Raw genomic sequence first — 26,968 nt, 5'->3', positions numbered from 1 at the left:
CGGGCTCCGCCTAGCCACGCAACGCTTCCCGCCGTGCCACCGCCGTCCAGGCGCTCCTGGGCGGCAGGCCCGACGCGCCGCTCCCGTTGACGCCGGCGCTCGATCTGAACATCGCGTCGAGCGCGGCGGCGATGGTGATGTGCCGCTCGTCCTGCTCGTCGAACGTGCTGAACGATTCGCCGCGCCGCGACGCGAGCAGCCGGTCGAGGTACATCGTGTCGAACCGCGCCGCCTGGAAATCCGGCTGGCGCATGAGCCACAAAAAGAACGGGATCGTCGTCCTGATGCCGAGCACCTCGTACTCCTCGAGCGCGCGCGTCATCCGGGCGATCGCTTCGCCGCGGGTCTCCGCCCAGGCGATCAGCTTCGCGATCATCGAGTCGTAGAAGACCGGAACGGTGAAGCCCGGCAGCACGCCGCCGTCGTCGCGGATGCCGGGTCCGCTTGCCGGCCGGATGCCCCGCACCAGTCCGGGCGACGGCATGAAGCCCTGATCGGGATCCTCGGCGTAGATGCGGCACTCGATCGCGTGTCCGTGCGGCGTGAGCGCCCGCTCGGGGTCGAGCGTCAGCGGCTCGCCGCGCGCGATCCGGATCTGCCAGTGCACGAGATCGATGCTGGTGACCATTTCGGTCACCGGATGTTCCACCTGCAGCCGGGTGTTCATCTCGAGAAAGTAGAACGACCCGCCGGCGTCGAGGAGAAACTCGATGGTGCCGGCGTTGGTATAGCCCGCGGCCCGGGCGACCGCCGCGGCGGCGCCGGCAATCCGCCGGCGGAGCTCCGCGCTCACGGCCGTCGACGGCGATTCCTCGACCACCTTCTGGTGCCGGCGCTGAATCGAACACTCGCGCTCGACGAACGGGATGACGGTGCCGTGGTGATCCGCCAGCAGCTGAATCTCGACGTGGCGCGGGTTGGTGATGCGCCGTTCGAAGTAGACGGCGGTATCGCCGAACGCCGATCCCGCTTCCGATCTCGCCGTGCGCACCGCGTTGAGCAGCGCATCCGCGGATTCGACGACGCGCATTCCCTTGCCGCCGCCGCCCGCGACCGCCTTCACCATCAACGGATAGCCGACGCGCGCGCCGGCATCGAGAATCTCCGCGTCCGGCGCCGAGGCGGCGAGCGGCGCATCCGTCCCCGGGACGACGGGGACCCCGGCGCGGACTGCGATCTCGCGCGCACCGGTCTTGCTGCCCATCAGCCTGATCGCCTCGGCGCCCGGACCGATGAAGGCGAGTCCCGCGGCAGCGCACGCGCGCGCGAACGCGGCGTTCTCGGCGAGGAAGCCGTAGCCCGGGTGCACGGCGTCGGCGCCGGTCTGCTGCGCGGCGTCGATCAGTTTCGCGATGTTCAGATAGCTCTCGGCCGCCTGGCTGGCGCCGATGTGCACGGCCTGATCCGCGTCGCGCACGTGCCGCGCACCGCGATCGCAGTCGGAGTAGACGGCGACGGTCGGGATGCCGAGCTCGCGGCAGGCGCGGATCACGCGTACAGCGATCTCCCCCCGATTGGCGACGAGCACCTTCACGACGTCAATTGTAATCGGTCAGGCGCGGGGTTCGAGGTTCGAGGTCCGATCGCCCGATCACCCGATTACAGCGGAATGTTCCCGTGTTTCTTCGGGGGGTTGCGATCGCGCTTGGTTTCGAGGCGGGCGAGGGCGGCGATCAGCTTCGCGCGGGTCTGGCGCGGGCGGATCACTTCGTCGACGAAGCCGCGCGCCGCGGCCACGTACGGGTTGGCGAACTTCTCCCGGAACTCCGCGATGCGCTCGGCCCGCGCGGCGGCGGGATCGGCGGCTTTCTCGAGCTCGCGCTTGTAGAGGATGTTGACCGCGCCCTCGGGCCCCATCACCGCGATCTCGGCGCCGGGCCAGGCGAAGTTCACGTCCGTGCGAATGTGCTTGCTGGACATCACGCAGTACGCGCCGCCGTAGGCCTTGCGCGTGATGACCGTCAGCTTCGGCACCGTGGCCTCGGCGAATGCGTAGAGCAGCTTCGCGCCGTGGCGGATGATGCCGCCGAACTCCTGCACCGTCCCGGGCAGGAAGCCGGGCACGTCCTCGAAGGTCACCAGCGGGATGTTGAACGCGTCGCAGAACCGCACGAAACGGGCCGCCTTGACCGACGCGTCGATGTCGAGCGTGCCGGCGAGATGCGCCGGCTGATTGGCGACGATCCCCGCCGGCCGGCCGCCCAGCCGGGCAAAGCCGACGATGATGTTCTTCGCGTAGTGCCGGTGCACCTCGAGGAACGCCCCCTCGTCGGCGACGGCGTGAATCAGGTCGAGCATGTCGTAGGGCTGGTTCGGCGAGGCGGGCACGAGCCGGTCGAGCGCCTCGTCTTCGCGATCGCTCGGGTCGGTGGTCTCGAGCCGCGGCGGCTCGTCGAGGTTGTTGCCCGGCAGGTACGACAGCAGCTCGCGGATCAGCCGCAGACAGGCGCGGTCGTCCGGCACGGCGAAATGCGCCACGCCGCTGGTCGCGTTGTGGGTCATCGCGCCGCCGAGCTGATCCTTGGTCACCTCTTCGTGCGTCACCGTCTTGATCACGTCCGGCCCGGTCACGAACATGTAGCTCGTGCCGTCGACCATGACGTTGAAGTCGGTGATCGCCGGCGAATAGACCGCGCCGCCGGCGCACGGCCCCATGATCGCGGAGATCTGCGGCACCACGCCGGACGCCAGCGTGTTGCGCAGGAAGATGTCGGCATAGCCGCCGAGCGACAGCACCCCCTCCTGGATGCGCGCCCCGCCGGAATCGTTCAGCCCGACGATCGGCGCCCCCATCTTCATCGCGAGATCCATCGTCTTCACGATCTTCGCGGCGTTGGTCTCGGAGAGCGACCCGCCGAACACCGTGAAGTCCTGCGCGAAGGCGTAGACCGGCCGGCCGTCGATCCGTCCCGCCCCGGTGATCACGCCGTCGCCGGGAATGGCCGGCGCATCGTCCATGCCGAAGTCGCGGCAGCGGTGCGTGACCAGCTTGTCGGTTTCCTCGAACGTGCCGGGATCGAACAGCAGATCGATCCGCTCGCGCGCCGTCAGCTTGCCTGATTCGTGCTGCTTGCGGAGCCGCGCCTCACCGCCGCCAAGCTCCGCGCGGCGCTCGAGGTCCTCGAGATGCCTGACCGGATCCACCTACCTGGCAGCCCCCGCGCCGTACGCCTTTTCCCAGTCGGCGAGGAACTTCTTCAGCCCGACGTCGGTCAGCGGATGGTTGAAGAGCGCATCGATCACCGCCGGCGGGCAGGTGCAGATGTCGGCGCCGAGGCGCGCCGCTTCGACGATGTGCATCGGGCTGCGGGTGCTCGCGACCAGCACCTCGGTGGCGAAGTCGTAGTGCCGGTAGATCTCGACAATGTCGCGAATCAGATCCATGCCGGGCGTGGAGACGTCGTCCAGCCGGCCGACGAACGGGCTGATGTAGGTGGCGCCGACCTTGGCGGCAAGCAGCGCCTGCGCCGGCGAGAAGCACAGCGTGACGTTGACCTTGATGCCGTCGCTCGACAGCGCCTTGCAGGCCTGGATGCCGTCGCGCGTCAGCGGCACCTTCACGACGATCCAGTCGTCGATCTTCGCGAGGTCGCGCCCCTGCTTGAACATGGCCTGCGCCTCGGTCTCGACCACCTCGGCGCTGGTCGGCCCCTTCACCAGCTGGCAGATCCGCTTCAGGATCTCGCGATAGTCCCCCGACTCCTTCGCGAGCAGGGACGGGTTGGTGGTGATGCCGTCGATGATGCCGAGCGGCACCAGCTTTTCGATGTCCTTGAGGTTCCCGGAATCGATGAAGATCTTCATGGCTGTTCCCCCGTAACTGCGTTCGTCAGCTCGCCGACGCCCGCGACCTTGATGGTGACGCGATCTCCCGGGCGCAGCGGCCCGATGCCCGACGGCGTGCCGGTGGCGATGATGTCTCCGGGCAGCAGCGTCATCACCCTGGTGATGTAGGCGACGAGGTAGTCGATCGAGAACACCAGCTGCGCGGTCGACGAATCCTGCCGCTTCTCGCCATTGACCCATCCCTGCACGCCCACGCCGCCGGGGACGCGGTAATCGACCTCGGCCACGCACGGTCCGAGCGCGGCAAAGGTGTCGAATCCCTTGGCGTGCGTGTACTGCGCCCCTTTCTGCTGCAGCTCGCGCGCCGTCACGTCGTTGAAGCAGGTCAGTCCGAGCACGTAATCGCGCGCGTCCGCCTCCTTCACGTGCCGCGCCCGGCGGCCGATGACGACGCCGACCTCCGCCTCGTGATCGACGCGGCCGATGTCCGGCGGAATCACGATCGACTCACCCGGCCCGATCGCCGAGGTGGACGGCTTGATGAACATCAGCGGCGAGGCCGGCAGCGGCTTGTTCTGCTCCGCGGCGTGATCCTTGTAGTTCAGCCCGATGCACACCATCTTCGACGGCAGCACCGGCGCGAGCAGGCGGTGCGGCGGCGCAATCTCCTCCCCCGCGCGACAGGCGCCGAAGAGGTCGCCGTCGAGCAGACGCCACGCGCCTCCCTCCTCGACGGCGTGGCGCGCAGTGCCCTTGTGTTCGATCCGGTAGAACTTCCTCATCTCGCGGTTTCCTGCACCCTGTTCGACATCGCGCTGCGGTTCGCCGAGGGCGCCTGATCGACCGCGACGACGGCGTAGACATACGTGACCCCGGGCTGCACGGCGCGATCGACGTAGCGGGTCTCGCGAATCGGCTGCGGCGTCAGCGGCTGCAGTGTGTCACCCGATGCCTCACCGCGCAAGACCACGTACCCGGCGAGATCCCCCTCCGTGTTCGCGTCCCAGATCAGATTGATCGCGCCCGGACCGGACACCGCGGCGAGGCCGGTCGGCGCCTTCGGCGGGAACGTGTCCGCGGGCGTGACGCAGATCGGCGGCGACGGCTCGCTCTCGATCGACGCCGTCCCGACGGCGGCGACGCTGCGGACGACGAAGCACTGTTCCTGACCCGCGGTTGCGCCGGCGTGCGTGTAGGAGGTCGTCTCGAGCGGCTTGTCGTTGAGCGGCGGAGGCGCGGACGGCGGCGTCCCCGCCGGCGGCGGCGCGGTGACCGGATACACGTTGTAGCTCACGCCGGGCGCCTCGTCCGACGCAGCCGCCGGCGGCGCCCACGCAATCGTCACCGAGGCCTGATCGAAACTGGTCGCGCCGGGACGCGGCGGCGCAGGCGCGGCCAGCAGGGGGACGGTGACTCGCGCCGACGGCGCTCCCCTGCTGCCGTTCGCCGCCACGCCGCGTATCGTGTAGATCCGGGTCAGGACCGCGGGCGCGGGCGGCGCAGCCGCAGCGACCGGCGCCGGCGCGGCGGTCGGGCTCGGCGGCGGCGGCGTCGCAGGCGCCGGCGGCTCCGCCGCGGGCTTCCAGATCTGCTGCGGCTCGAGCAGCGCGGGAGTCAGCGCCTCCACGAACGTCGTCACTTCGCCGGGCGCGGGCAGCTTCTGCGCCGCCGGGGTGTCCGGCTCCTCCGCGTCGGGATCGACAGGTTTCCGGATCGGAAGCTTGGCGATCAGGAAGGCGGGCTTGAGCAGCTCGCGGTTCGGCGGCGCCGCCGCGCCGCCGGCGATCGTCGCCGCGTACACCTCGAGGTGATCGACCGAGTACGGTCCGCTGCCGCTGACGTGCTTCGCCGGAACCGTGAGCTGGATGTAGACGGTGTCGCCGAGACGCCGCGCGGCGACCGCTTGCGGCGCTTCCGGCGCCGGACTGAGCGGCGCCAGCGGCGGCCCCTTCTTGCCGCAACCGACTGCGGCAAGCGGAAGGAGGAAGATGGAAAGGACGACAAGCCGCGTCCAGCGCGGCGCGGCTTCCAGCTTCCGGCTTCCGGCTTCCAGCGTCCAGCTCCCGGCTCCCGGCTTCCAGCGTCCGTCCTGCATCGTCAGAGGATGTAGCGCGAGAGATCTTCGTTGCGCGCGATCTCGCTGAGCATCCGGTCCACGTACGCGGTGTCGATCGTCAGCGACTTCTCTTCGAGATCCGGGGCGTCGAACGAGACCACGTCGAGCAGCTTCTCCATGACCGTGTGCAGACGGCGGGCGCCGATGTTCTCGGTGCGCTCGTTCACCATCGTCGCCACGTCGGCGAGGCGCTCGATCGCGTCGGGCGTGAACTGCAGCGTCACCCCTTCGGTGCCGAGCAGCGCCATGTACTGACGCACCAGCGCGTTCTTGGGCTCGGTGAGGATCCGCACGAAGTCCTGACGCCCGAGCGGCTCGAGCTCGACGCGGATCGGGAACCGCCCCTGCAGCTCCGGAATCAGGTCCGACGGCTTCGACACGTGGAAGGCGCCCGCGGCGATGAAGAGGATGTGGTCCGTCTTCACCATTCCGTACTTGGTGTTCACCGTCGTCCCCTCGACGATCGGCAGGATGTCGCGCTGCACGCCTTCGCGGCTGACGTCGGGACCGTGTCCCCCCTCGCGCCCGGCGACCTTGTCGATCTCGTCGATGAAGATGATCCCCGCTTCCTGCACGCGCTCGACCGCGGCGCGCGCGACGCTGTCCATGTCGATCAGCTTCTGCTCCTCTTCCTGCCGCAGCGTGTCGAGCGCCTCGGGCACCGGCACCCGGCGCTTGCGCGTGCGTCCCTGGAACAGCCCGGGCAGCATGTCCTTGACGTTGATGTCCACTTCCTCGACCGATCCGCCCTGGATGATCTCGAACGAGGGGAACGACTTGTCGCGGACCTCGATCTCGAGGTGTTTGTGATCCAGCCGCCCGTCGCGGAGCTGCTCGCGCAGCTTCTCGCGCGTGCGCTGGGCCTGCTCGCGCACCGACGCCGCGTTGTCGTCGTACTCGGACGACGCCGGCAGCGGCGGCAACAGCAGATCGAGCACCCGCTCCTCCGCCGCCTGCCGCGCCTTCTCGCGCACGTCCGCGGTGCGCTCCTCGCGCACCAGGTCCACGGCGATCTCGGTGAGGTCGCGGATCATCGATTCGACGTCGCGGCCGACGTAGCCGACCTCGGTGAACTTCGACGCCTCGATCTTCAGGAACGGCGACTGCGCCAGCTTCGCGAGGCGGCGGGCGATCTCGGTCTTGCCGACGCCGGTCGGACCGATCATGAGGATGTTCTTCGGCGCGACCTCGGCGGCCATTTCCGCCGGCAGCTTGCGCCGGCGCATGCGGTTGCGCAGCGCGATCGCCACGGCGCGCTTGGCCTGGTGCTGCCCGACGACGTATTTGTCGAGCTCGGCGACGATCTGCCGCGGCGTGAGCGACTGGATCGTGGAGCTGGTGGTCTCCGGAAGGTAGATCGGCATAACGGGGGCTTACAGGACTTCGACGGTCAGTGAATCGTTGGAGTAGATACAGATCTCCGCGGCGATGTGCATGGCCTGTTCCGCGATGCCGCGGGCGTCGAGCGTCGTGTGCGCGGCGAGCGCCTTGGCGGCGGCGAGCGCATACGCGCCGCCCGATCCAATCGCGACGATGCCGTCGTCGGGCTCGATCAGGTCGCCATTGCCTGATAGTAAATACGTGGCCTGCGCGTCCATGACGACGAGCATCGCCTCCAGGCGGCGGAGGATGCGGTCGCTCCGCCAGTCCTTGGCCAGCTCCACGGCGGACCGTTCGAGATTGCCGCGGTACTGCTCCAGCTTGGCTTCGAACCGCGCGAAGAGGGCGAACGAATCCGCCGCGGATCCGGCGAATCCGGCCAGAATGCGCTCGTTGTAGAGCCGCCGGATCTTGCGGGCGCGCTGCTTGACGACGGTTTCGCCGAACGTGACCTGGCCGTCGCTGGCCATGACCGACTGGCCGTTGTGCCGGACGGCCAGAACTGTGGTTGCGTGAAACATCAGCTGAGGCTCTTCGGGCGGGGCACCATTTTGCCCGTTTCTCTTTGCCCGACGGGGGTTTGCCCCCCCGGGTACGGAGTCTATCAGAGGGGACGGTCGTGCACTCCCGGCAGGACAGCCGGCCGGAGGGGCTCGAAAAAAAGCCTGTGTTTCTGCGCTCCGGAGGTGGCAGATCTGTTGCACAATCGGAATCGCACTGGCAGGTCTTGCCGCGTGGAGGAGCGCATTATGAAGGTTCGCAATTACAGCCTCGCAGTCGTGCTCGCGGCGTTTGCGGTTGCCGTGCCGCCGGCGCTGGCGCAGAGCCCGAGAGAGGGCGGATCCCCCTCGGCGGGTGGTGGCGACCGGGCGGGCGGCGGTGGTGCGGGTAACAGCGGCAACGCCTCCAGCGGCGGCGGAGGCGGCGGCGTCGCGACCGGCGGCGGGGGCGGCGGCGCCAGCTCCGGCGGAGGCGCGTCGTTCAGCTCGCCATCGGGCGTCTCGGCGACCTCACCCAACGTCAGCTTCGGCGAGCGCAGCGTGCGGACGACGGCGCCGGCTCGGCGCACCGAGTTCGCCGGCTGGGCGGCCACGAGCGCGAGCGGCGACGGACAGGCGAGACCGCGTCCGGCGGGTTCCGCCGGTTCGGGTGGATCGGGTGGATCGGGTGAGCGCGCGGTGCCACGCGGCTCGGGTGCCAGCGGCGGACGTGACGCGAGCGGCGTCGGCAACAACAACGGCGGCCGGACGCGCAACGCGCCCACGCCGACCGAGTCGAACGCGAACAACACCGCGGGGGAGCGCGAAGTTCCCAACTGGAGCCGTCCGCGCGGCGATCGGCCGGTCACCGGCGTTGCCGTCGAGCGCACCGGTCCTCCGCCCGTCCGTGATGGCTCGTACCGCGGCCGCTACTACGATCCGTACTTCTACGGCTACGGGTACGGCTATCCCGGGTCCTACTACAACTACTACTATCCGTACAGCTTCGGGCTCGGCTACGGGCTGTATTCGGGCTTCGGCTGGAACCCGTACTTCGGCGATCCGTGGGATCCGTACTACTCGGGGTATGCCGGGTCCGGCGGCTATTCGTCCGGGATTTACAACACCCGCGACCAGGGTCATCTGAAGCTGAAGGTCAAGCCGCGGAACGCCAAGGTCTACGTCGACGGCTTCTTCGTCGGCCTCGTCGACGAGTTCGACGGCGCGTTCCAGAAGCTCGCGCTGAACGGCGGCCGCCACAAGGTGGAGGTCCGCGCCGAGGGCTACGAGACCGCCGAGTTCGACGTGCTGATCACGCCGGACCAGACCGTCACGTTCCAGGGAGAGTTGAAGAAGATTCAGTAACTCCGATTGCCGATCGAGGATTGGCGATTGCTGATTGAGCGGTGAGCCGGTGACGAACGAGGCTCACCGCTTTTCTTTTGTCCGCGCGATTGCGGCGATCTCCGGGATCTACGACGGCGGGGTCGGCCTTTTCCTGCTGCTCGCCGCGGACCGCATGGCGTCGCTGTTCGGCGTCTCACCGGCGCAGCCGCCGATCTTCTCCGACCTGAACGGTCTCTTCCTCGTCGCCGTCGGCATCGGCTACTACTTCCCGTACCGCGATCCGGTCCACGCGCGATGGTATCTGTGGGTGATGGGGCCGCTGCTGAAGGGCGCGGGCTCCGCCGCCTTCCTGCTCGATTATTTCTTCCGCGGGTCCCCCGCATCGTTCCTGCTGTTCGCCGCGAGTGACGGCCTGCTCGCCGTCCTGACCCTCGCCGCATTGCTGCGTTCCCCGAAAAAGGGGACAGTCCCCGTTTCCGCCAGGCCCCGATAATCCCGGCCTGAAAACGGGGACTGTCCCCTTTTCGCGGGGTCAGGGACGACGGGCGGTGCGGAACGCGAAGTAGACGGGGATGCCGAGCGCGATCAGGCCGGCGCCGACCGTGGTCGGGATCGGCTCGCGCCAGAAGGCGTTGCCGACCATCAGCGCGCTGGCCAGGACGAAGATCGCCGGCGCCCACGGATAGCCGAACGCGGAGAACGGACGCGCCGCGCCGCCGCGCCGGCGGCGCAGCGGGAACAGCGCGCTCACCGCGATGCCGGCGAACAGCACCACCGCGAAGCCGGTGTAGTTCACCAGCTGCGACAGCGTCCCCGACAGCACGAGGACGCAGCTCCACACCGCCTGCGCGACGATGGCCGTCGCCGGGGTGTGGAAGCGCGGGTGCACCCGGCCGGCGGCGCGGACGAAAATTCCGTCGCGCGCCATCGCGAAGTACACGCGCGGGCCGGCCAGCACCATCGCGCTGATGCTCGCCGCCAGACTGATGATGGTGAACACGGCGAGAAGATTGCCCGTCGCAAAGCCGAACAGCCGCTCCGCCACCGTATCCATCAGGCGTCCGCCGCCGACCGCGGCGAGCTCGCTGATCGGCAGCGCGAACAGATACAGCGCGTTCAACGCCAGATACAGGACGATCACCGCCGCCGTCCCCAGCCCGAGCGCGAGCGGAACGTTGCGCGACGGATTGCGCACCTCTTCGGCGACATACGCGGCGGCGTTCCATCCCGAGTAGCTGAACATCACCGGCACCAGCGCGAGCAGCCAGGGCATCGGCCGCGCCTCGCCCGCCACCGCCGACAGATTCGCCGCGTCGCCGTTTCCAATCGCGAAGCCGAAGGCGATGATCAGCAGAATCGCCGTCACCTTCAATCCCGCGAGCAGGTTCTGCACGAGACGCCCCGGACCGAGCCCGCGCACGTGAATCAGCGTCAGGATGGCGATCGCCGATACGGCGATGAATTTCTCGGCGCTCGCCGCGGCAGGCACGAAGCGGGTGACGTAATCGGCGAGCGCGATCGCGCTGGCGGCAATCGCGCCGGAAAAGCCGGCGATGAACGACGTCCACCCGGTGAGAAAGGCCGCGAGCGGACCGTAGGCGTCGCGCAGATAGACGTACTCGCCGCCCGCGTGCGGCCGCACCGCCGCCAGCTCGGCGAACGCCATCGCGCCGACGAACGCCAGCAGGCCGCCGGCGAGCCACAGCCCGAGCATCCACCCCGGGTGCGGCACCATCTGCGCGACGATGATCGGGACGAAGAAAATGCCCCCGCCGATGACGTTCGACACGACGATGGCGGCGGCGTCGAGCGGGCCGAGGCGCCGCTCCAGCGTGACGTCGACGCCAGCCGCGGACGGCGGCGGCGCTGGAATGGGATCGATCACCTAGTGGGCCAGGAGGAGCTGCCGCGGAATGTCGAAGGTGGCAATCTCCACCCACTGCGAGGCGCTGTGTTTGGCGAAGACATGCACGCGCACGTCCTGAAAGTAGCGGTTCTTCAGCATGTCGGCGCGCGTCTGCGGCGGATCGCCGGTGTAGCCGTTCTTCGCCTTGAACGTGAGCAGGGCGGTTTGATTCCCCTCGAACGGGACGCTCTGCAGGAACACCTCGTCCCAGTCGTTCTCCGTGGGCGATCCGGGAGGAACCGCGGTGCCGGCCTGGGGCAGCTGCTTGAACGAGACGTTGACGGACAGCGGCCGCAGGCTGTCGTCGACGGATTTCTTCAGCTTGAAACTGACGCTCGGTACGAGCTTGTTCTTGCCCTCGACCACGCCGACGTCGAAATAGCCCGACGTGACGTCGGTGACCTGAAGCGCCTGCTTGAGATCCACCGGCGGCGAGCAGCCTGCCGACGAGACCAGCAGGGCCAGGACGGCCGCCGACGCCAGTGTGCGCATGTGAGGGATTCTACCCCGCCCGAGGGCGCCCGGCGGGAACTAGAATTCCCTCACCACCACCTTCTTCTGCACTTCTTCACGGGTGAGCCTCCCCGCCCGGAAGGCGGAGAGGTCGCTGCCGCGGATGCTGAGCAGGATCCGCGATCGATCGTCGAGCTGCCCGGACGGCTGCGGACCGTCGCTGTCGCTGGCCGCCACCGTCAGCCATTCATCGTCGGCAATCTTGACCAGGTGGCCGTGGCGCAGCATCACATCGATCAACGCCCGCTTCACCGATTCCGTGTAGAGCTCGTCGGGGTCGCGCTGCTGGAGCGCGACGGGCCCCGGCGGGACCGCGGGCTGCGCCGCCGGGGTGGCGATCACCCCCTCGGCCACTGGCGCCACGGACGTTGCCGCCACCCGGCCTTGCGCCAGCTCGGCGTTCGCCGTCGGGTTGGGCACGAGGGCGTTGCCGGCCGGCCCGCCCATGAGCCGTTCGATCGCCCGCAGGTTCGTTTCGGCGATCTTGCGACGCGGATCCTCGGGCGGCGCCGTGCTCAGGAACCGCGTCAGCGACTGCCGCTGCTGCTCGAGATCGAGCATCTGCGCCGACCAGACCACGCTCTGCCGCATCTCCGGCACGTCGACGTCGAAGAAAACACCGTAGCCGTCGAGGACGAATCCGCGCGCGCGGCCGGTGCCGGTGACGAACGCGCTCGTCGGATCGATCACCCGCAGCTGCTTCGCGAGATCCTGCGCGCCGGTGCGCAACGCCTGGAGCAGGAAGACTTCCATCGCGCGAACTTCGTCGCGCCGCGAATCGGCGCGGGGGACGGCCGCGGCGGCCGGCGGGGCGGGCACGGCGGCGGCCTGAGGCTGCGCCGCGGCCGGGGGGTCCGCCGGCGATGCCGGCGGCGCGGGCGCCTGGGCCAGCACAGGACCGGACGCGAAGGTCCCCGCGAACAGAACCGCAAGTGCGTATCTCATGACGTTACCTCTGCCTCGCGAGGATGTAGTTCGTCACCTCGCGATGTCCCGCGGCTTCGGCATTGACCGTGGCCTCCACCGAGCGCAGCCCCTGTTGAATCCGCTTCAGATCTTCCACCCGCTGCGCGTCGACGTCGCGGAGCACCTGGGCGATGCGGAGCGCCAGCTCGCCCTGCTGCCGGCTCTCGCTCTGCGCCAGCATCTCGCGCACGCGGCGGATGATCTCCGCGTCCCAGTCGCGCGAGCGCGCCGAGAGCGACGCGTTGCGGACGAGACCCGGTTCCCGCACCGCCGTTTCGAGCGCGCGCAGCCGCCGATCCAGCGACTCGATCAGCGCGGCATCCCCCGCCGCGGCCGACGCGGGCAGCGGCACGTCGCGACGCGCCGCTTGCGGGCGTTCGGGTGCGCCGGGCGCCGCGCTCCAGCCGGTCCGCACGGTGAAGCCCTGCGGACCGCTGCTGATCTCGACGCGTGCGATCGCCGACGCGATCGCCAGCACGAGCACCGCGGCGGCGGCCAGCCCCGCGGCCGGCGTCCATCGCGCGCGCCACGACGGGCGCATCGGCAGCACTTTCGGCTCGCGGACGACGCGGAAGCCGAAGTCGGGCTGCGGCGGCGACCAGGAAATGAGGTCGGCGCGCACGCCGCGCAGCGCGTTCAACTCGGCGCGGCACTCGCCGCAGTCGCGGACGTGGCGCTCGAACGCCGCGCGCTCCGCATCCGCCAGGTCGTCGTAGAGATAGGAAACGAGTCGCTCTTTGTCACACATGATTGCGTCCAACACCTTCGCGATCCAGCTGACGCCGCAGCACGCTGAGTCCCTGATACAGGCGCGTCTTCACCGTGCTCAGCGGACAATCGAGCATGTCGGCGATCTCCTGGAACGTCAGGCCGTGGTATTCCTTCAGGATGATCGCGGTCCGCTGCTCTTCGGGCAGCTCCGCCATCGCGCGCGCGACAGCTTGACCGATCTCGTGCCGCGCGACCAGCTCCTCGATCGTCTCGGTCGGCGTCTGCTCCGACGCCAGCTCGATCAGGTCCACGCCTTCGGGCGCCTGCGCCACCGGCTGCCGCCGCTCGCGGCGGATCCAGTCGCGGCACAGGTTCAGCGTGATGCGATACAGCCAGGACGAGAACTTCGCCTGGCCTTTGAACCCTTTCAGGGCGCGGAACGCCCGGAGAAACGTCTCCTGACAGACGTCGCGGGCATCTTCTTCGCGCCCGATCGTCCGATACGCGAGGGCATAGATCGGCCGCTCCCAGCGCACCACGAGCTGGTTGAAGCTTTCCAGGTCGCCACCCTGTGATCGGGCGACCAGTTCTTCGTCGGTCGATGCCATCCCGAAGGAGCTCTCTTCTCTGTGAATTAGACCGGAGGGTTGCTCTTTTGGCTTTACGCGTTTGGCTTTAGGCTTGAGGAACCCGACCTTTATGATCTCACGCCTCGAACGCGAGGTCCGGACCCACCAGCGCCTGCGCGATCTGCTGCTGCAGTTTTCCAGGCAAGTGGCTGTCAATCATCGACTTACGCCCGCGCTCGAGACGCTGGCGCCGGAGGTCCGCGACGCCCTCGGCGCCGCCGGGGTCGAAATCTGGCTGCACGACCGCCGCGCCAGGCGCCTCACGCTGGCCGCCTCCGCCGGCGGCCGCGAACCCGGCCTCCAGGTCGCGGCCGACGCCGCGTCCCACGAGGCCGCCGAGGCGCTTCGCCTCGAACGCACCGCCGTGCGCGGACCCCGCCTGGTGGCGCCGCTCCGGGGCTGGCGCCGCGCCCTGGGCGCGCTGATCATCACGCCGCCGCCGGGCGCACCCGAAGACGACGGGCTGGTCGATTTCACCCACGAGCTCGCGCGGCAGCTGTCGGTCGGCATCGAGAACGTGCAGCTGCTCGAGGACATCCTCCTGCAGCGCCGGCTGCTCGAAGACACGTTCAACTCGCTCGTCGATCTCGTCGCCGTCGTCGACCTCGGCATGCGCATCGTCCAGACCAACGATGCGTTCGCGTCGCGCGTCGGCGCGACGCGCCAGCAGCTGATCGGGCAGAACCTCGCCCACCTGGTGAGCGCCGACACGCTCGCTTACGTCGCCTGCCCGGATCCGCACGACGCCACCACGCCGGCGCAGCGGCGCGTAGACGACGACCGGCTGAACGGGACCTTCCTGCTGACGGCGACGCCGCTCACGCGGGAAGACGGCACCACCCACGGACGCGTGCTGGTCGCGCGCGACATCACGCGACAGACCCGCCTCGAAGCGGAGCGCGCGGCGCTGCGCGAGCGGCTGGCGCAGTCGGCCAAGCTGGCGTCCCTCGGGCAGTTCGTCGCCGGCATCGCGCACGAGATGAACAACCCGCTGCAGGGCGTGCTGGGGCATCTCGAGCTGCTGATCGACATGACCGAGGCGGCGCGGCCGGTGCGGCGCGAGCTGAAGCAGATCTACCAGGAAGCGGAACGGGCGGCGAAGATCGTGCACAACCTGCTGGTCTTCACCGGATCGCACCGCATGGATCGGCATCGGGTCCCGCTCGATCGCGTCGTGACGAGAGCGATCGCGAGCTGCGCGGTGCAGCTGCAGCGCGGCGGCGTTCAGGTGGAGCGCGAGAAGGGGCCGAGACTGCGGCCGGTCAACGTCGATGCGATGCTCCTGCAGCAGGCGCTCGTGAACATCCTGCTGAACGCCGAACACGCCGTGCGCGGCGCCCCGGAACGGCGCATTCGCGTGACCACGTCGGCGGGGCGAACGCCGGACACCGTCGCCGTCACGGTGCAGGACAGCGGACCGGGGATCGCCGAGGAAGCGCTGCCGCGGATCTTCGATCCGTTCTTCACCACGAAGGAAGTCGGGCAGGGCACCGGCCTGGGTCTCGCCATCACCTACGGCATCGTCCACGAGCACGACGGCACGATCGCGGCGACGAACGCGCCGGACGGGGGCGCGGTGTTCCGGATCGAGCTGCCCGCCGCTGAAGGGTGATAGAGTGACATCAGGTCAGCCCGACCATGATCGATGAAAGCTTCCTGACGACCGAAGAGGTACTCGAGTACCTCCAGGTCAACCTCCGGACGGTCTATCGCCTCATCAAAGCAGGAAAGATCCCGGCGATTCGCGTGGGGCGTCAGTGGCGCTTCCGGAAACGGGACATCGACGCATGGCTCGAAAGCCAGCGGCCGCGCGGCGGCCGCTCCGCGCCCGTGTCGGCGCCGGCACGGACGGCGGCGGCCGGCGTCGGACGCCCCCGCGTCCTGGTGGTGGACGACGAGGCGACGATCCGCGATCTGCTGTCGAAAACGCTCGCCCTCGCGGAGTACGACGTCGATCTCGCGCCCGACGGCCGCGCGGCGCTCGATCGCCTGCGAATGATCCCCTACGATCTGCTGATCACCGACCTGAAGATGCCGGGGGTCGACGGGTTGACCGTGATCCGTGAGGCGCGCCGCTTGAAGGCGGACCTGCCGGTCATCATCATCACCGGCTTCTCGAACGAAGCAAGCGCGATCGAAGCGGTCAACCTCGGGGTCTCCGGCTATCTGACCAAGCCGTTCCGCGTTCCCCGGGTACTCGCCGCCGCCGCCAAGGCGCTGGGCGAGTAACTGCCCGGAATTTCCCGCTTTTTCACACTCTCCTGACGACCCGCTTGACAGGCGGCTACAGTGGAGCTACGTTTGTGGTCGTTGTTGTCGTATAAAGTTCTTTTAAAGACGTCTGTGGTAGTCGTTTGAACGACAATAACGAACAGTTCATGCAGCGGTGAAGGCGTTCTCGGGGTCCTTGGCTATTTGAATACCCCGCCTCGGACGATTTACCGGTTGATCCGGAACGGCGAGCTCCCGGCGGTCCGGATCGGGCGGCAGTGGCGATTCCGGCGTGCGGATCTGGACCGGTGGGTCGAACGCCAGGCGGCGAATCAATCCGGCAGCGATGGAGCGAGTCATGAAGAAGGCAGTGTGGAGCGGCGTTCTCGCGGCGGCGGCACTTGCGCTGTGTTCAACCCCGGCGTTCGCGCAGGCCACGGCGACCGGCTCGGTCACCGTGACCGCGAACGTCAACGCGAAGGCGAAGCTGACGCTCGGCGCGGCCAGCGTGACCTTCAACGACGCCGATCCTGACGTCACCCCGCTGCTGACGGCGACCAGCGCGCTCTCGGTCGACGTCAAGGCGCGCACGGCGGCGGCGTCGACGGTGTCGCTGACGGTGCAGTCGGGCGGCGATCTCGACAACGGCAGCGCCACGATCGGCATCAACAACCTCACGTGGACCGCGACCGGCACCAACTTCGTCGCCGGGACGATGGCGACGAGCGCGGTGACGCTGGCGTCGTACACCGGCGGCGGCAACTACACGGGCCAGCAGACCTATCGTCTGGTGAACTCGTGGAACTACGCGACCGGCACGTACACCGCGACGATCACCTACACGCTGACCGCGCCGTAGCCGATAAGCGGGCCGGGTTCTCGAGCCGGTCCGCCGATGGTCCTTTCACGCCGCTTGCTCGCTGCCGTCATGGCCTGGTCGGCCGCCGCGCCCGCCGCGCGTGCGTCTGCCCAGGCCGCGACCGCGACACTCTCGGCGAACGTCGGCACCATCGCGAAGCTGAATCTCTCGACGGCGAGCGCCTCGTTCCCCGACGCGGATCCCGACGCCATTCCGCAGATTCCCACGGCGGGCGGTCCGATTCTGATTACGGCGAAGTCCCGGGCGACGCCCGGCATGCAGGTCGTGCTCACGCTGCAGGCGGCGGACGATCTGCGATCCGGGGTCAACGTCATCCCCGCCGCGAACATCACCTGGACTGCGACCGGCGCCGGATTCGTCGCCGGTACGCTGAGCACGCAGGCTCCGGTGACGCTGGCGACGTGGACGGGATCGGGCGTCCGCAGCGGCAGCCAGCAGCTGTACTTCCGCAATCTCTGGACCCACCCGACCGGCACCTACACCGTGTCACTGCTCTACACGCTGAGCGCCCCATGACCCGCCGGGCACGCTGCCTCGCGCTTGCCGCGGCCTTCGCGGCGCTTCCCTCCGGCACCGCGCTCGCGCAAGGACGCGGCGGCGGCAGCAACCCGCAGCTCGATCTCTCCATTTCGCCGGCCTCGATCACCTTCGCGTCGGCGGATCCCGACGTGAGTCCGACGGTGGCGGCGGCGCCCGTGGTCGTCAGCGTCCGCGTGCGGCAGAACGGCGGCGCGTGGATGCTGACGGTGCTGGCGGGCGGGGACCTAATCGCCGGGCCGGCAACGGTCGATATCACGAACGTGTCGTGGACCGCGACGCCGGCGCCTCCCTATCAGAACGGCACGCTGAGCAAGACCGTAGCGCAGCGGCTGGCATCGGGCTCCGGCAACGTCAATCCGGCCGCGAACGGGTCGGTGACATTTCGATTGGCCAATTCATGGACCTACAGCGCAGGCAACTACACGCAGACGCTCGTCTTCACGCTCTCGGCGCCCTGATCGCGGCGCTCGCGGTGAGCGTGCCGGCCGCGGCGCAGACCTCCGTCGAAGTCACGCCGCTCCGCCTCGAATTGAAGGCGGCGCCAGGCGGCATCACCACCCAGTCGATCACCGTCAGCAACACCGGCAAGGACGCGGTCCGCGTTCGCGCCGTCATCTCCGACTGGCACCTCTCGCGCGACGGCTCGCCGCAGTTCGTCGGCGCCGCCGATCCGAAGTACTCGGCGTCCGGCTGGATGCGCGTCGCGCCTCCCGAGATCGTCGTCGACGCCGGCAAGGAGGCCGCCGTGCGGTTCACGCTCAGCGTCCCGGCCGGCGTGTCCCCGGCGGGCTATCGCACCAGCGTGCTGTTCGAGTTCAGTCCGGTGAACGCGTCGCCGATCCCGAAGCCGCGCGAGGTCGCCTTCCGCAGCCGCATCGCCACGCTGATCTACGCCAACGTCGGCGAGCCCCCGGCCGCAGTGGAGCTCACCGACCTGCGCACGCGCGCGCTGCCGGATCAGCCGACGCAGATCATCGCCATCCTGAAGAACGCCGGGCAGCGCACCGTGCGGACCCGCGGCACGCTGACGATGTACGACAGGACGAACGCGGTGATCGGACAGACCACCGTGCCCGACGTGCCGCTGCTGCCCGAGTCCGAGCGCGAAGTCGCGATTCCGGCGTTCAATCCCGACAAACCGAAGCCGCCGCCCGGCGAGTATCGCGTCGAGATCAAGATCGACGTCGGGCTGCCGGCGCTGATCGTGGGTGAGACCACGCTCAAGGTGTCGTAGCCGCGTGCGCGGATCCGCGATCCCCGCGTGCTCCGCGGCGGTGATCCTCGCCGCGTCGGCGACCGCGGCGGCGCAGCAGGGCTCGCTGCAGATCTCCACCGACACGCAGATCGTCCAGGGGCATCCGCAGCGGCGGCTGGCCGAGCGGCGCCTCGAGCCGGACTTCGGCGCGCTGTGGACGCAGCCCGGACGCCGGTTCGGCCAGCTCCAGCTGGAGCTGCGCGCCTCGCGCCGCGGCGACGATCTCCACCTCGGTCGCAGCTGGTTCGCGCTGCGCGATGCCCGCGCCCGCGGCGTCGCCTGGACGTTCGAGGGAGGCGACCTCTACACGCCGCCGTCGCTGGTCGATTACCACTTCACCAATCTCGCGGCGCCGGCGATCACGTTCACCGGCGGCGCCGTCAGCGGCCGATCGAAGACGCTGTCGCTGCAGATCGCCGGCGGCCGCTCGACGGCGTGGCGCAACATCTTCGGTACGGATCCGGACGCGCTCGGCCAGACCGTGGGTCTCGCCCGCCTGGCCTATCAGGCGACGCCGCGCGTCCAGCTGCTCGCCCGCGGCTCGCGGGTCCGCACGCGCGACCTCGGCGAGTTCCCGCGAACCATCGACGCCAGCGATCAGGCGGGCGGCGGCGTCCGCTTCGTGGTGACGCCGTCGTTCCACCTGATCGGCGACGCCGGATACGTCCGCTACCGCGCCACCGGCGCCGCGGCCGCCGTCCACGACTACTCGTACCTCGCCGGCGCGCACGTGCTCATCGCGCGAGGCTGGGTCCAGGTCAACGCGTCGCGCTATTCCCCCGGCGATCTGCCGGTGCTGAATGCGTCGCTGCACGACCGCAGCGGCATCTTCTCGGCCGGCGAGTACGAGCTGTTCGATCGCGTCCGCGTGTTCGGCGGATGGGAGCAGCTCGATACCAACATCGCGCCGACCGGCACCGCGCTGGATCGACCGATCGCCGAAACGCAGCGGCACTTCGGCGGCATACGGCTGCGCATCGCCGGCCGGTCGCTGCTGTCGCTCCGCATCGAGGACGGCGGCCGCGTCGCCCGGCCGCCGATCCCGCAGTCGCCGGCCTCGCTGTTCGCCTCGACGAGCGACACCGGCAGCAGGACCGCGGAGCTGCAGACGGGCATCGGACCGCTCACCGCGTTCGCGCGCTACAGCCGCCGCGAAAGCGTGGATTCGGTGTTCACCGCCTCGACCTACGATCAGGAAGACACCACGGGGCAGTTCTTCCTGAACCTCACTCGCGAGACGCAGCTCTTCGGACTGGCGATGTTGAGCAGGAACCGGCTCGCGACCGGCGGCGGCGGATCGTACGTGCAGTTCACCGCCGGCGGGCAGCAGCAGCTGTTCAGGCCCGGACTCTGGGTCCGCGTGGAAGGGACGACGAGCCGGAACCGCGAATTCACCACCGGCATGCTGGTCCCGCGCGAAGCGGTGAGCGTCGGCCTCAACGGCCAGCTCACCACCCAGACGACGATCGGTCTCAACGTCTACGCCGATCGCGCGCCCATCGGCCTGCCCGGCGAATCCAACGCCTGGCTCACCCGCTCCACGCTCCGCGTCGTCCATTCGATCGCGACCGGAGCCGTACGCGTGGCGAGCGAGAGCGGCACGATGGCGCGGGCAGGACGCGGCACCGGCACGGTGTCGGGCAGCGTCTTCGCGGACTGGAACGCCAACGGGCAGCCGGACCCGGGCGAGAACGTGCTGGCGGGAATTCCCGTGCTGCTCGGAACGCTGTCCGCGGTGACGACCGGACGCGACGGGCAGTTCACGTTCCTCAACGTCCCCAGCGGGGCGCATCAGGTGCGCCTGGATCTGAATGCGCTGCCGGTGGATTTCGACGCTCCCGCCGGCACCGACGTCGCGCTCGAGGTTTCGCGCGGCGAGAGCCGGCGCGTCGCGTTCGGACTGCTGCCGCTGGGCGCGATTCGGGGGTACGTCTTCGAGGACGCCAACCGGAACGGCCAGATCGATGCCGGGGATCCCTCCGTCGACAACGCCGTGCTGGTGCTCGACGGCGGGCAGCGCTCCGAGCTGGTGCGCAAGGGGCAGTTCCGCTTCGACGCGGTCCGCGCCGGCGAGCACCGCATCGAGCTGCTGAAGGAGTCGCTGCCCGAGGGATCCGCGATCGTCGGCGCGAACGGACGAACGCTGGAGGTGACGCGCGACACGCCGCAGGTCGACATCGTGTTCCTGGTCACGATCGAGAAGCGTCCCGAGGTGCGCAAGGTGTTTCCGTCGCGTCCGGGCAACACGCCGCCGCCGGCGTCGGCGGCAGCCGCGCGATCGCCGGCGCCGCTGCCGGGTGCGGCGCGCCCGGTCGGTTCGCGCGCGCCGGCGGCGTCCGCTCTGCCATCCTTCGCGATCTACACCATCCAGGTCGCGGCGATGAGCGACGCGGCGAACGCGCGCGAACTGCTGCAGGAGCTGAAGCGCGTCGGCTTCGAGGCGTATCTGGTCGAGCCGGCAGGCGGAATGGCGGACGCGCTCTATCGCGTCCGCGTCGGGAAGTACGAGTCGCGCACCTCCGCACAGCGGGTCGTGTCGCGGCTCGAGAGCCAGCTCGGATTGAAGATGTGGATTACGCGCGCCCGCTAGGGAGTGCTCAGCACCATGCGCACCGGCAGCGCGTAGATGCCGGCGGCGCCGGCGCGCAGCCTGAAGATCACCCGTCCCGCTCGCAGCCCGCTGCCCTGCCAGCGTCCCACGACGGTGCTCTGTGCGGCGTCGATCGATCCGGCGAGCATGCCCTGTCCTTCGCCGCTGAAGCTCAGATCGGATGCGACGTCCGCCGCGCCGCCGGGCCCCTCGAGCGGCCTCACCGGTTCGACACTGAGCACGACGTCCGATCCCGCGGGCATGCGCGCGCCCGCCGTGAACTCCAGCGAGGCAGTCGCCGTTGCGCCCGCCTCCGTGACGTCGAACTGCAGGATGCGGCTCGACACCTTCAAGGAGGTGCGCGCCGCCAGGTTCACGTTGATGGTCACGTTCGCCGACTTGACGTCCTCCGCGCCGGCGGTGCGCGCACAGATCGCGAGCGGCAGCACCACGAGGAGGAGCCGTGAGCGCATGGGGTGCGGCAATCCTAAAAGCGTGCCGGCGCGGATCCAAGGCCTCGAGCGACACCGAACGGAGCGACTCGAAGCGACAAGGCCCGACAGGCGGCGGCATTAACGGCTGAGACCGGCCATCGTGGACCGCGAGGCGCCGCTGTCAGCGCGTGGGCGGCGTGCGCTAAACTGGCACATGTGACGTGCGCCTGGCGCCGTCACCTGCCGTTCCCGTGATTCAACTTTCCTCTCTTTCGAAATCCTTCGGCGACCGCGTACTGCTCGACAACGTGACGTGGCAGATCGACGACCGCGAACGGGTCGGGTTGAGCGGGCCCAACGGCGCCGGCAAGACGACGCTGTTGAAGATGCTCGCCGGGATCGACGAACCGGACGCCGGTCTGATCGTCAAGCCGGCGGGGCTCACCATCGGCTATCTGCCGCAGGACGGCCTCGCCTACAGCGGCCGCACGCTCCGCGAAGAGGCCAGCCTCGCCTTCAAGCCCCTGCTCGACATGAAAGCGGAGATCGCCGCGCTCGAGGATCGGCTCGGCGACGATTCCACGCCGCACGAGGATCACGAGCAGATGCTCTCGCGCTACGCCGAGCTGCAGGAGGCGTTCCGGCGCAGCGACGGCTACACCATCGACCTGAAGGTCACGACGGTGCTGCGCGGTCTCGGGTTCTCCGACGCCGACCTCGAGAAGCGGACCGAGACGTTCTCCGGCGGCTGGCAGATGCGCATCGCGCTGGCGCGGCTGCTCCTCGGCCGCCCCGGCCTGCTCCTGCTCGACGAGCCGACCAACCACCTCGATCTCGACGCGCGCAACTGGCTCGAGGAGTACCTGACCGACTATCCGCACGCCGTCATCCTCGTGTCGCACGACCGCTTCTTCCTCGACGCCGTCGTCACGCGCATCACGGAGATCGGGATGCGGACGCTCACCGACTACGTCGGCAACTACTCGGCGTATCTGAAGGAGCGCGACGCGCGCATGGAGCGCCTGCGCCAGATGAAGCGCGATCAGGACGACGAGATCGAGCGGATGCAGGCGTTCATCAACCGCTTCCGCTACCAGGCGACCAAGGCGTCGCAGGTGCAGAGCCGGATCAAGATGCTCGACAAGGTCGTCCGCATCGAGATTCCGCCGGAGCGGAAGCGGGTCCGCTTCCACTTTCCGCAGACGCAGAAGAGCGGCCGGATGGTGCTGGAGCTGAAGCACGTGCGCAAGGCGTACGGCGCGACGCGGGTCTTCGACGACGTCAACCTGCACATCGAGCGGGGCGACCGGATCGCGCTGATCGGGCCCAACGGCGTCGGCAAGTCGACGCTGATGCGGATGCTCTCAGGCGTCGAGGCGCCGGACGCGGGAACCCGGACCGAGGGTCACCAGGTGGTGATGCAGTACTTCGCGCAGGACGAAGCGGCGAAGCTGGATCCGACGAAGACCGTGTACGAAACGCTGGCGGGAAGCGCGCCGATCCAGATGATGCCGCACGTGCGCAACATCCTCGGCGGCTTCCTGTTCTCGGGGGACGACATCGACAAGCCGGTGCGCGTGCTGTCGGGCGGCGAGCGGACGCGGCTGGCGGTGGCGCGGATGCTGCTGATTCCGGCCAACACGCTGCTGCTCGACGAGCCGACCAACCATCTCGATCTGGACTCGAAGGACGTGCTGCTCGAAGCGCTCGAGGACTTCGGCGGCACGCTGATCTTCGTCTCGCACGACCGCTATTTCGTCGACAAGCTGGCGACGAAGGTGGTCGATATCGGCCGCGGGGACGCGGTGGTCTATCCGGGGAACTACGAAGAGTGGCTGTGGAGCAAGACACAGCGGCCGGCGGCCCCCCCGGGTGCCAGGTCTGCGGCCGCCCCCGACCCCGGTGCCAGGTCTGCAACCCGCCGGGATCCGGGGGTCAGGTCTGCGAACGGGCAGGAGGCGGGTGCCAGGTCTGCGAACGGGCGGGAGGCGGGTGCCTGGTCTGCGAACAGCCCCGACGCGCGCGCCAGGTCTGGGAACGTGCAGGAGGCAGGTGCCAGGTCTGGGAAACAGCACGGGCCGGTGCCTGGCACCGGGAAGCAGCCAAACGCAGACCTGGCACCCGGGACGGCCGGGGTGCCCGCCGCCGCAGGGGCGCGGCCGCAGCCCTCGTACGAGGAAAAGAAGAGGGCCGACGCCGACGCCAGGCGCCAAAAAAAGGAAGCCGACGCCCGCAACCGCCGCATCCAGGACCTCGAGGCGCGGATTGGGAAGGCTGAGGCTGAAGTCCGGGAGCTCGAAGCCCGGATGTCCGAGCCCGGCTTCTACGAGAACCACGAGGCCGCCAAGCCGGTCATCGACCGCCATCAGGCTCTGATGTGGGAGGTCGGCGACTTGATGCACAAGTGGGAAACGCTTCAGGCAGAGACAGAAGTGTAATCGGCGTCCAATTTCGTCGCTGAGCGGACTGTCAAAAGCGGCGAAATGCTCGATATTCCTAATAAATAGCGGGGCACGTCGTTTGCCCTGTGCGCATCATTACAATGCTGGCATCCGACATGACTGCCAAGCCTGGCCGTACTGCGCGTACACGCAAAGCCAAGGCGGGCCGGCCGGACCAGACGGAGCCGCTGGCGGAGTCCGGGGTCGTTCCGGACGGGTTCTACCGCGACATGGTCTGGAACCTGAGGAATGGTGTTATCGCCATTACGACGGACGGACGTGTGGCCGTCATGAACGACATCGCCTACCGGACGCTGGGGCTGCGGCCGAGCCCCGCCGACATCGGCCGGCAGTATGCGGAGGTCCTCAAGGACGCCCCCGACGTCGTCCGCATCCTGGCGGGGGCGTTCGAGCTGTCGCACCTGCCCAACCGCGCCGAGCTGCGCCTCCGCAACAGCGAGAAGGTGCTCGGCTACACGCTCTCGCACGTGAAGGACGCGCGCGGCCGGGACGCGGGCGCGACGCTGTTCTTCAAGGACCTGACGCGCGTCGAACAGCTCGAGGAGCGCGAGCGCCTGCGCGACCGCCTCGCCGCGCTGGGGGAGATGGCGGCGGCGATCGCGCACGAAGTGAAGAACCCGCTTGCCGGCATCGAGGTCATGGCCGGCATTCTCAAACGGCAGCTGCCCGAGTCGCCCGACGCGCAGAACATCCTCGCCGACATCATCAAGGAGGCGAAGATGGCGAACGTGATCGTCCAGGAGGTGCTCGCCTTCGTCCGGCCGATCCGCCTGCAGGTCGAGGAGATTGCCGTCACCGACGTGATCCGTGACGCGATCGCGATCGCGGACAGTCATCCGCTGAAGGGGCAGGTCGAGGTCCGCGTCGATCTCCCCGAAGCGCTGCGTCCGATCCAGGGGGATCCGCACCAGCTCCGACAGATTTTCACGAACCTGCTGACCAACGCGTTCGAGGCGATGGACGGCTCCGGCGCGATCGAGATCGCCGCCACGGCGGTGGATGCCGACGACGAGACGGCGACCGCGGCCGAGCAGGCGACCGGCCCGACGATTCTGATCACCATCAGCGACAACGGGCCCGGTATCCCGGCGGAAGTGATCGATCGGATCTTCAGCCCGTTCTTCACCACCAAGCCCCAGGGCTCGGGCCTGGGCCTGGCCATCGTCCGCAAGATCGTCGACGCGCACGACGGGCGCATCGACGTCGGGGGGCGCCCCGGCGGCGGCACGGTGTTCCGCGTCACGTTGCCGGTGCGCAACCAACAGCAGCTGTTCGGCTAGTCAAAGAGGATGTTATGGGACGGATTCTTGTTGCAGATGACCACGATTCGCTGAGAAGGGGGATCGTCCGCGCGCTCTCCGACGCGCGGCACGACGTGGACGAGGCCCCCAACGGCAACGTTGCCATCGAGAAGCTCCACGAAGGGCAGTACGACGTGGTGCTCAGCGACCTGAAGATGGGCGGCAGCGACGGCATGGACGTGCTGCGCACCGCCAAGGCGCTGCATCCGACCAGCGCGGTGATCCTGATGACCGCGTTCGGGTCCGTCCACACCGCCGTCGAGGCGATGAAGATCGGCGCGTTCGACTACGTGCAGAAGCCGTTCGAGATCGAGGAGATGGAGCTCAAGGTCGAGAAGGCCCTCGAGCACCGCCGCCTGAAGCACGAGATCGAGTACCTCCGCCACACCCAGCAGGACATCTACGACTTCGATCGCATCATCGGCGCCAGCGGCGCGCTGCAGTCGGTGCTGGCCATCGTCAAGAAGGTCGCCAAGAGCAACACGACCTGTCTGATTCGCGGCGAGACGGGCACCGGCAAAGAGCTGATCGCCGGCGCCATCCACCACAATTCGCTGCGCGCGGCGCGCAACTTCGTCAAGGTCAATTGCGCCGCGCTGCAGGAGAATCTCCTCGAGTCGGAGTTGTTCGGGCACGAAAAGGGGGCGTTCACCGGCGCCGACAAGCAGCGCGTCGGCCGCTTCGAGCAGGCGGACGGCGGAACGCTGTTCCTCGACGAAGTCGGCGACATGAGCGCCAACACGCAGGCCAAGATCCTGCGCGTGCTGCAGGAGCACGAGTTCGAGCGCCTCGGCGGCACCCGCACGCTGCGCTGCGACGTCCGCGTCATCACCGCGACCAACCGCAACCTGCCGCAGATGGTCGCCAACGGCCAGTTCCGCGAGGATCTCTATTACCGCCTGAACGTCGTCTCGATCGAGATGCCGCCGCTGCGCGAGCGCAAGGACGACATCGGGGCGCTGGCCACGTTCTTCCTGCGCCGCTTCGCGAGCGAGCTGAAGAAGCGCGTCGACGGCGTCTCGCCCGATGCGCTGAAGCTGCTGATGCGCTACAACTGGCCCGGCAACATCCGCGAGCTCGAGAACTCGATCGAGCGCGCCGTGCTCCTCTGCGAGGGCTCGCAGGTGACCAGCTCGGATCTGCGGCTGGGCGAGCTGTCGACCTCCACCCAGTCGGGCGAGAGCAGCCCGGTCGTGAAGATCCCGCCCACCGGCATCGCGCTCGAGGAGATCGAGCGCCAGGCGCTGATCGAGGCGCTGAAGATGTCCAACTGGGTGCAGAAGGACGCCGCGGAGCTGCTGTCAATCAGCCCGCGCGTGATGAACTACAAGATCAAGACGCTCGCGATCGAGTACCCGCGCGGCCGCCGCATGGTCGACGTCGCGTAGGAATTTGGAAATCTGGAAATCTGGAAATTTGGAAATCTAATTTTTGCTTTCCACATTTCCAAATTCCCACATTT

Annotated in this window: 25 protein-coding genes; 12 read left to right on the top strand and 13 right to left on the bottom strand. The window is 68.8% G+C overall.

The window, feature by feature from the left end; all coding sequences use genetic code 11:
- Nucleotides 1-10: 10 nt before the first annotated feature.
- The 7 genes from VFK57_20755 to hslV form a co-directional block, all read right to left on the bottom strand.
- Nucleotides 11-1,534 (bottom strand): acetyl-CoA carboxylase biotin carboxylase subunit, encoded by a 1,524-nt coding sequence (locus tag VFK57_20755; protein HET7698158.1) that lies wholly within the window; start codon nt 1,532-1,534, stop codon nt 11-13.
- Nucleotides 1,535-1,599: 65 nt separating this feature from the next.
- Nucleotides 1,600-3,144: a carboxyl transferase domain-containing protein gene (locus VFK57_20750; GenBank protein ID HET7698157.1), complete on the bottom strand. Its 1,545-nt coding sequence runs from the start codon at nt 3,142-3,144 to the stop codon at nt 1,600-1,602.
- Entirely contained in the window at nt 3,145-3,804 is a 660-nt protein-coding gene (gene fsa / locus VFK57_20745) for a fructose-6-phosphate aldolase (protein ID HET7698156.1), read from the bottom strand.
- Nucleotides 3,801-4,568 (bottom strand): fumarylacetoacetate hydrolase family protein, encoded by a 768-nt coding sequence (locus VFK57_20740; GenBank protein HET7698155.1) that lies wholly within the window; start codon nt 4,566-4,568, stop codon nt 3,801-3,803. Before VFK57_20740 ends, fsa begins: the two co-directional genes overlap by 4 nt.
- Nucleotides 4,565-5,881, bottom strand: coding sequence for a hypothetical protein (locus VFK57_20735; protein HET7698154.1), 1,317 nt, complete (start codon nt 5,879-5,881; stop codon nt 4,565-4,567). The genes VFK57_20740 and VFK57_20735 overlap by 4 nt, the downstream gene beginning before the upstream one ends.
- A 2-nt stretch (nt 5,882-5,883) precedes the next feature.
- Nucleotides 5,884-7,266: an ATP-dependent protease ATPase subunit HslU gene (gene hslU, locus VFK57_20730; GenBank protein HET7698153.1), complete on the bottom strand. Its 1,383-nt coding sequence runs from the start codon at nt 7,264-7,266 to the stop codon at nt 5,884-5,886.
- Between the two features lie 9 nt (nt 7,267-7,275).
- Nucleotides 7,276-7,803, bottom strand: coding sequence for an ATP-dependent protease subunit HslV (hslV, locus tag VFK57_20725; GenBank protein HET7698152.1), 528 nt, complete (start codon nt 7,801-7,803; stop codon nt 7,276-7,278).
- A gap of 228 nt (nt 7,804-8,031) precedes the next feature.
- Between hslV and VFK57_20720 the strand changes: the two genes are divergently transcribed.
- The gene (locus VFK57_20720; GenBank protein ID HET7698151.1) at nt 8,032-9,126 is read left to right on the top strand and encodes a PEGA domain-containing protein; all 1,095 of its coding nucleotides are present in this window, start codon (nt 8,032-8,034) and stop codon (nt 9,124-9,126) included.
- Nucleotides 9,127-9,175: 49 nt separating this feature from the next.
- The gene (locus tag VFK57_20715) at nt 9,176-9,601 is read left to right on the top strand and encodes a hypothetical protein (protein ID HET7698150.1); all 426 of its coding nucleotides are present in this window, start codon (nt 9,176-9,178) and stop codon (nt 9,599-9,601) included.
- Between the two features lie 39 nt (nt 9,602-9,640).
- Here the strand turns inward: VFK57_20715 and VFK57_20710 are convergent, their stop codons facing one another.
- From VFK57_20710 to VFK57_20690, 5 genes are read right to left on the bottom strand one after another with little or no spacing between them, the layout of a single operon-like run.
- Nucleotides 9,641-10,993, bottom strand: a complete 1,353-nt coding sequence (locus VFK57_20710; GenBank protein ID HET7698149.1) for an amino acid permease — start codon at nt 10,991-10,993, stop codon at nt 9,641-9,643.
- Nucleotides 10,994-11,506 carry a hypothetical protein gene (locus tag VFK57_20705; protein HET7698148.1) on the bottom strand — a complete coding sequence of 171 codons (513 nt, stop codon included), beginning with the start codon at nt 11,504-11,506 and terminating at the stop codon, nt 10,994-10,996. It abuts the gene before it with no gap.
- Between the two features lie 39 nt (nt 11,507-11,545).
- Nucleotides 11,546-12,472, bottom strand: a complete 927-nt coding sequence (locus VFK57_20700; protein ID HET7698147.1) for a hypothetical protein — start codon at nt 12,470-12,472, stop codon at nt 11,546-11,548.
- A gap of 4 nt (nt 12,473-12,476) precedes the next feature.
- Nucleotides 12,477-13,241 carry a zf-HC2 domain-containing protein gene (locus VFK57_20695; GenBank protein ID HET7698146.1) on the bottom strand — a complete coding sequence of 255 codons (765 nt, stop codon included), beginning with the start codon at nt 13,239-13,241 and terminating at the stop codon, nt 12,477-12,479.
- The gene (locus VFK57_20690) at nt 13,234-13,812 is read right to left on the bottom strand and encodes a sigma-70 family RNA polymerase sigma factor (protein ID HET7698145.1); all 579 of its coding nucleotides are present in this window, start codon (nt 13,810-13,812) and stop codon (nt 13,234-13,236) included. The genes VFK57_20695 and VFK57_20690 overlap by 8 nt, the downstream gene beginning before the upstream one ends.
- Nucleotides 13,813-13,903: 91 nt before the next feature.
- Between VFK57_20690 and VFK57_20685 the strand changes: the two genes are divergently transcribed.
- From VFK57_20685 to VFK57_20655, 7 genes are all read left to right on the top strand, one after another.
- On the top strand, nt 13,904-15,445 hold the full coding sequence (locus VFK57_20685; protein ID HET7698144.1) for an ATP-binding protein: 1,542 nt from the start codon (nt 13,904-13,906) through the stop codon (nt 15,443-15,445).
- Between the two features lie 26 nt (nt 15,446-15,471).
- Nucleotides 15,472-16,062 (top strand): response regulator, encoded by a 591-nt coding sequence (locus tag VFK57_20680; protein HET7698143.1) that lies wholly within the window; start codon nt 15,472-15,474, stop codon nt 16,060-16,062.
- Between the two features lie 340 nt (nt 16,063-16,402).
- Entirely contained in the window at nt 16,403-16,903 is a 501-nt protein-coding gene (locus tag VFK57_20675; protein HET7698142.1) for a hypothetical protein, read from the top strand.
- A 69-nt stretch (nt 16,904-16,972) separates the two neighbouring features.
- On the top strand, nt 16,973-17,440 hold the full coding sequence (locus tag VFK57_20670; GenBank protein ID HET7698141.1) for a hypothetical protein: 468 nt from the start codon (nt 16,973-16,975) through the stop codon (nt 17,438-17,440).
- On the top strand, nt 17,437-17,922 hold the full coding sequence (locus VFK57_20665; GenBank protein ID HET7698140.1) for a hypothetical protein: 486 nt from the start codon (nt 17,437-17,439) through the stop codon (nt 17,920-17,922). Before VFK57_20670 ends, VFK57_20665 begins: the two co-directional genes overlap by 4 nt.
- 14 nt (nt 17,923-17,936) lie before the next feature.
- Nucleotides 17,937-18,698, top strand: coding sequence for a hypothetical protein (locus VFK57_20660; GenBank protein ID HET7698139.1), 762 nt, complete (start codon nt 17,937-17,939; stop codon nt 18,696-18,698).
- Nucleotides 18,699-18,702: 4 nt separating this feature from the next.
- Nucleotides 18,703-21,309: an SPOR domain-containing protein gene (locus VFK57_20655; GenBank protein HET7698138.1), complete on the top strand. Its 2,607-nt coding sequence runs from the start codon at nt 18,703-18,705 to the stop codon at nt 21,307-21,309.
- On the opposite strand, the gene VFK57_20650 is transcribed toward VFK57_20655, so the two are convergent.
- Nucleotides 21,306-21,782, bottom strand: coding sequence for a hypothetical protein (locus VFK57_20650; GenBank protein ID HET7698137.1), 477 nt, complete (start codon nt 21,780-21,782; stop codon nt 21,306-21,308). The genes VFK57_20655 and VFK57_20650 overlap by 4 nt on opposite strands.
- 212 nt (nt 21,783-21,994) lie before the next feature.
- Between VFK57_20650 and VFK57_20645 the strand changes: the two genes are divergently transcribed.
- From VFK57_20645 to VFK57_20635, 3 genes are all read left to right on the top strand, one after another.
- Complete coding sequence (locus tag VFK57_20645) at nt 21,995-24,181, top strand: ATP-binding cassette domain-containing protein (protein ID HET7698136.1); 2,187 nt, start codon at nt 21,995-21,997, stop codon at nt 24,179-24,181.
- A 119-nt stretch (nt 24,182-24,300) separates the two neighbouring features.
- Nucleotides 24,301-25,485, top strand: a complete 1,185-nt coding sequence (locus tag VFK57_20640; GenBank protein HET7698135.1) for an ATP-binding protein — start codon at nt 24,301-24,303, stop codon at nt 25,483-25,485.
- A gap of 14 nt (nt 25,486-25,499) precedes the next feature.
- Complete coding sequence (locus VFK57_20635) at nt 25,500-26,894, top strand: sigma-54 dependent transcriptional regulator (protein ID HET7698134.1); 1,395 nt, start codon at nt 25,500-25,502, stop codon at nt 26,892-26,894.
- Nucleotides 26,895-26,968: the final 74 nt, after the last annotated feature.

The sequence above is a fragment of the Vicinamibacterales bacterium genome, assembly GCA_035699745.1.
In the GTDB taxonomy this organism is placed as follows: domain Bacteria; phylum Acidobacteriota; class Vicinamibacteria; order Vicinamibacterales; family 2-12-FULL-66-21; genus JAICSD01.
The sequence above is the reverse complement of the archived record's forward strand: the minus strand, read 5'-3'. Positions and strand labels throughout refer to the sequence as shown.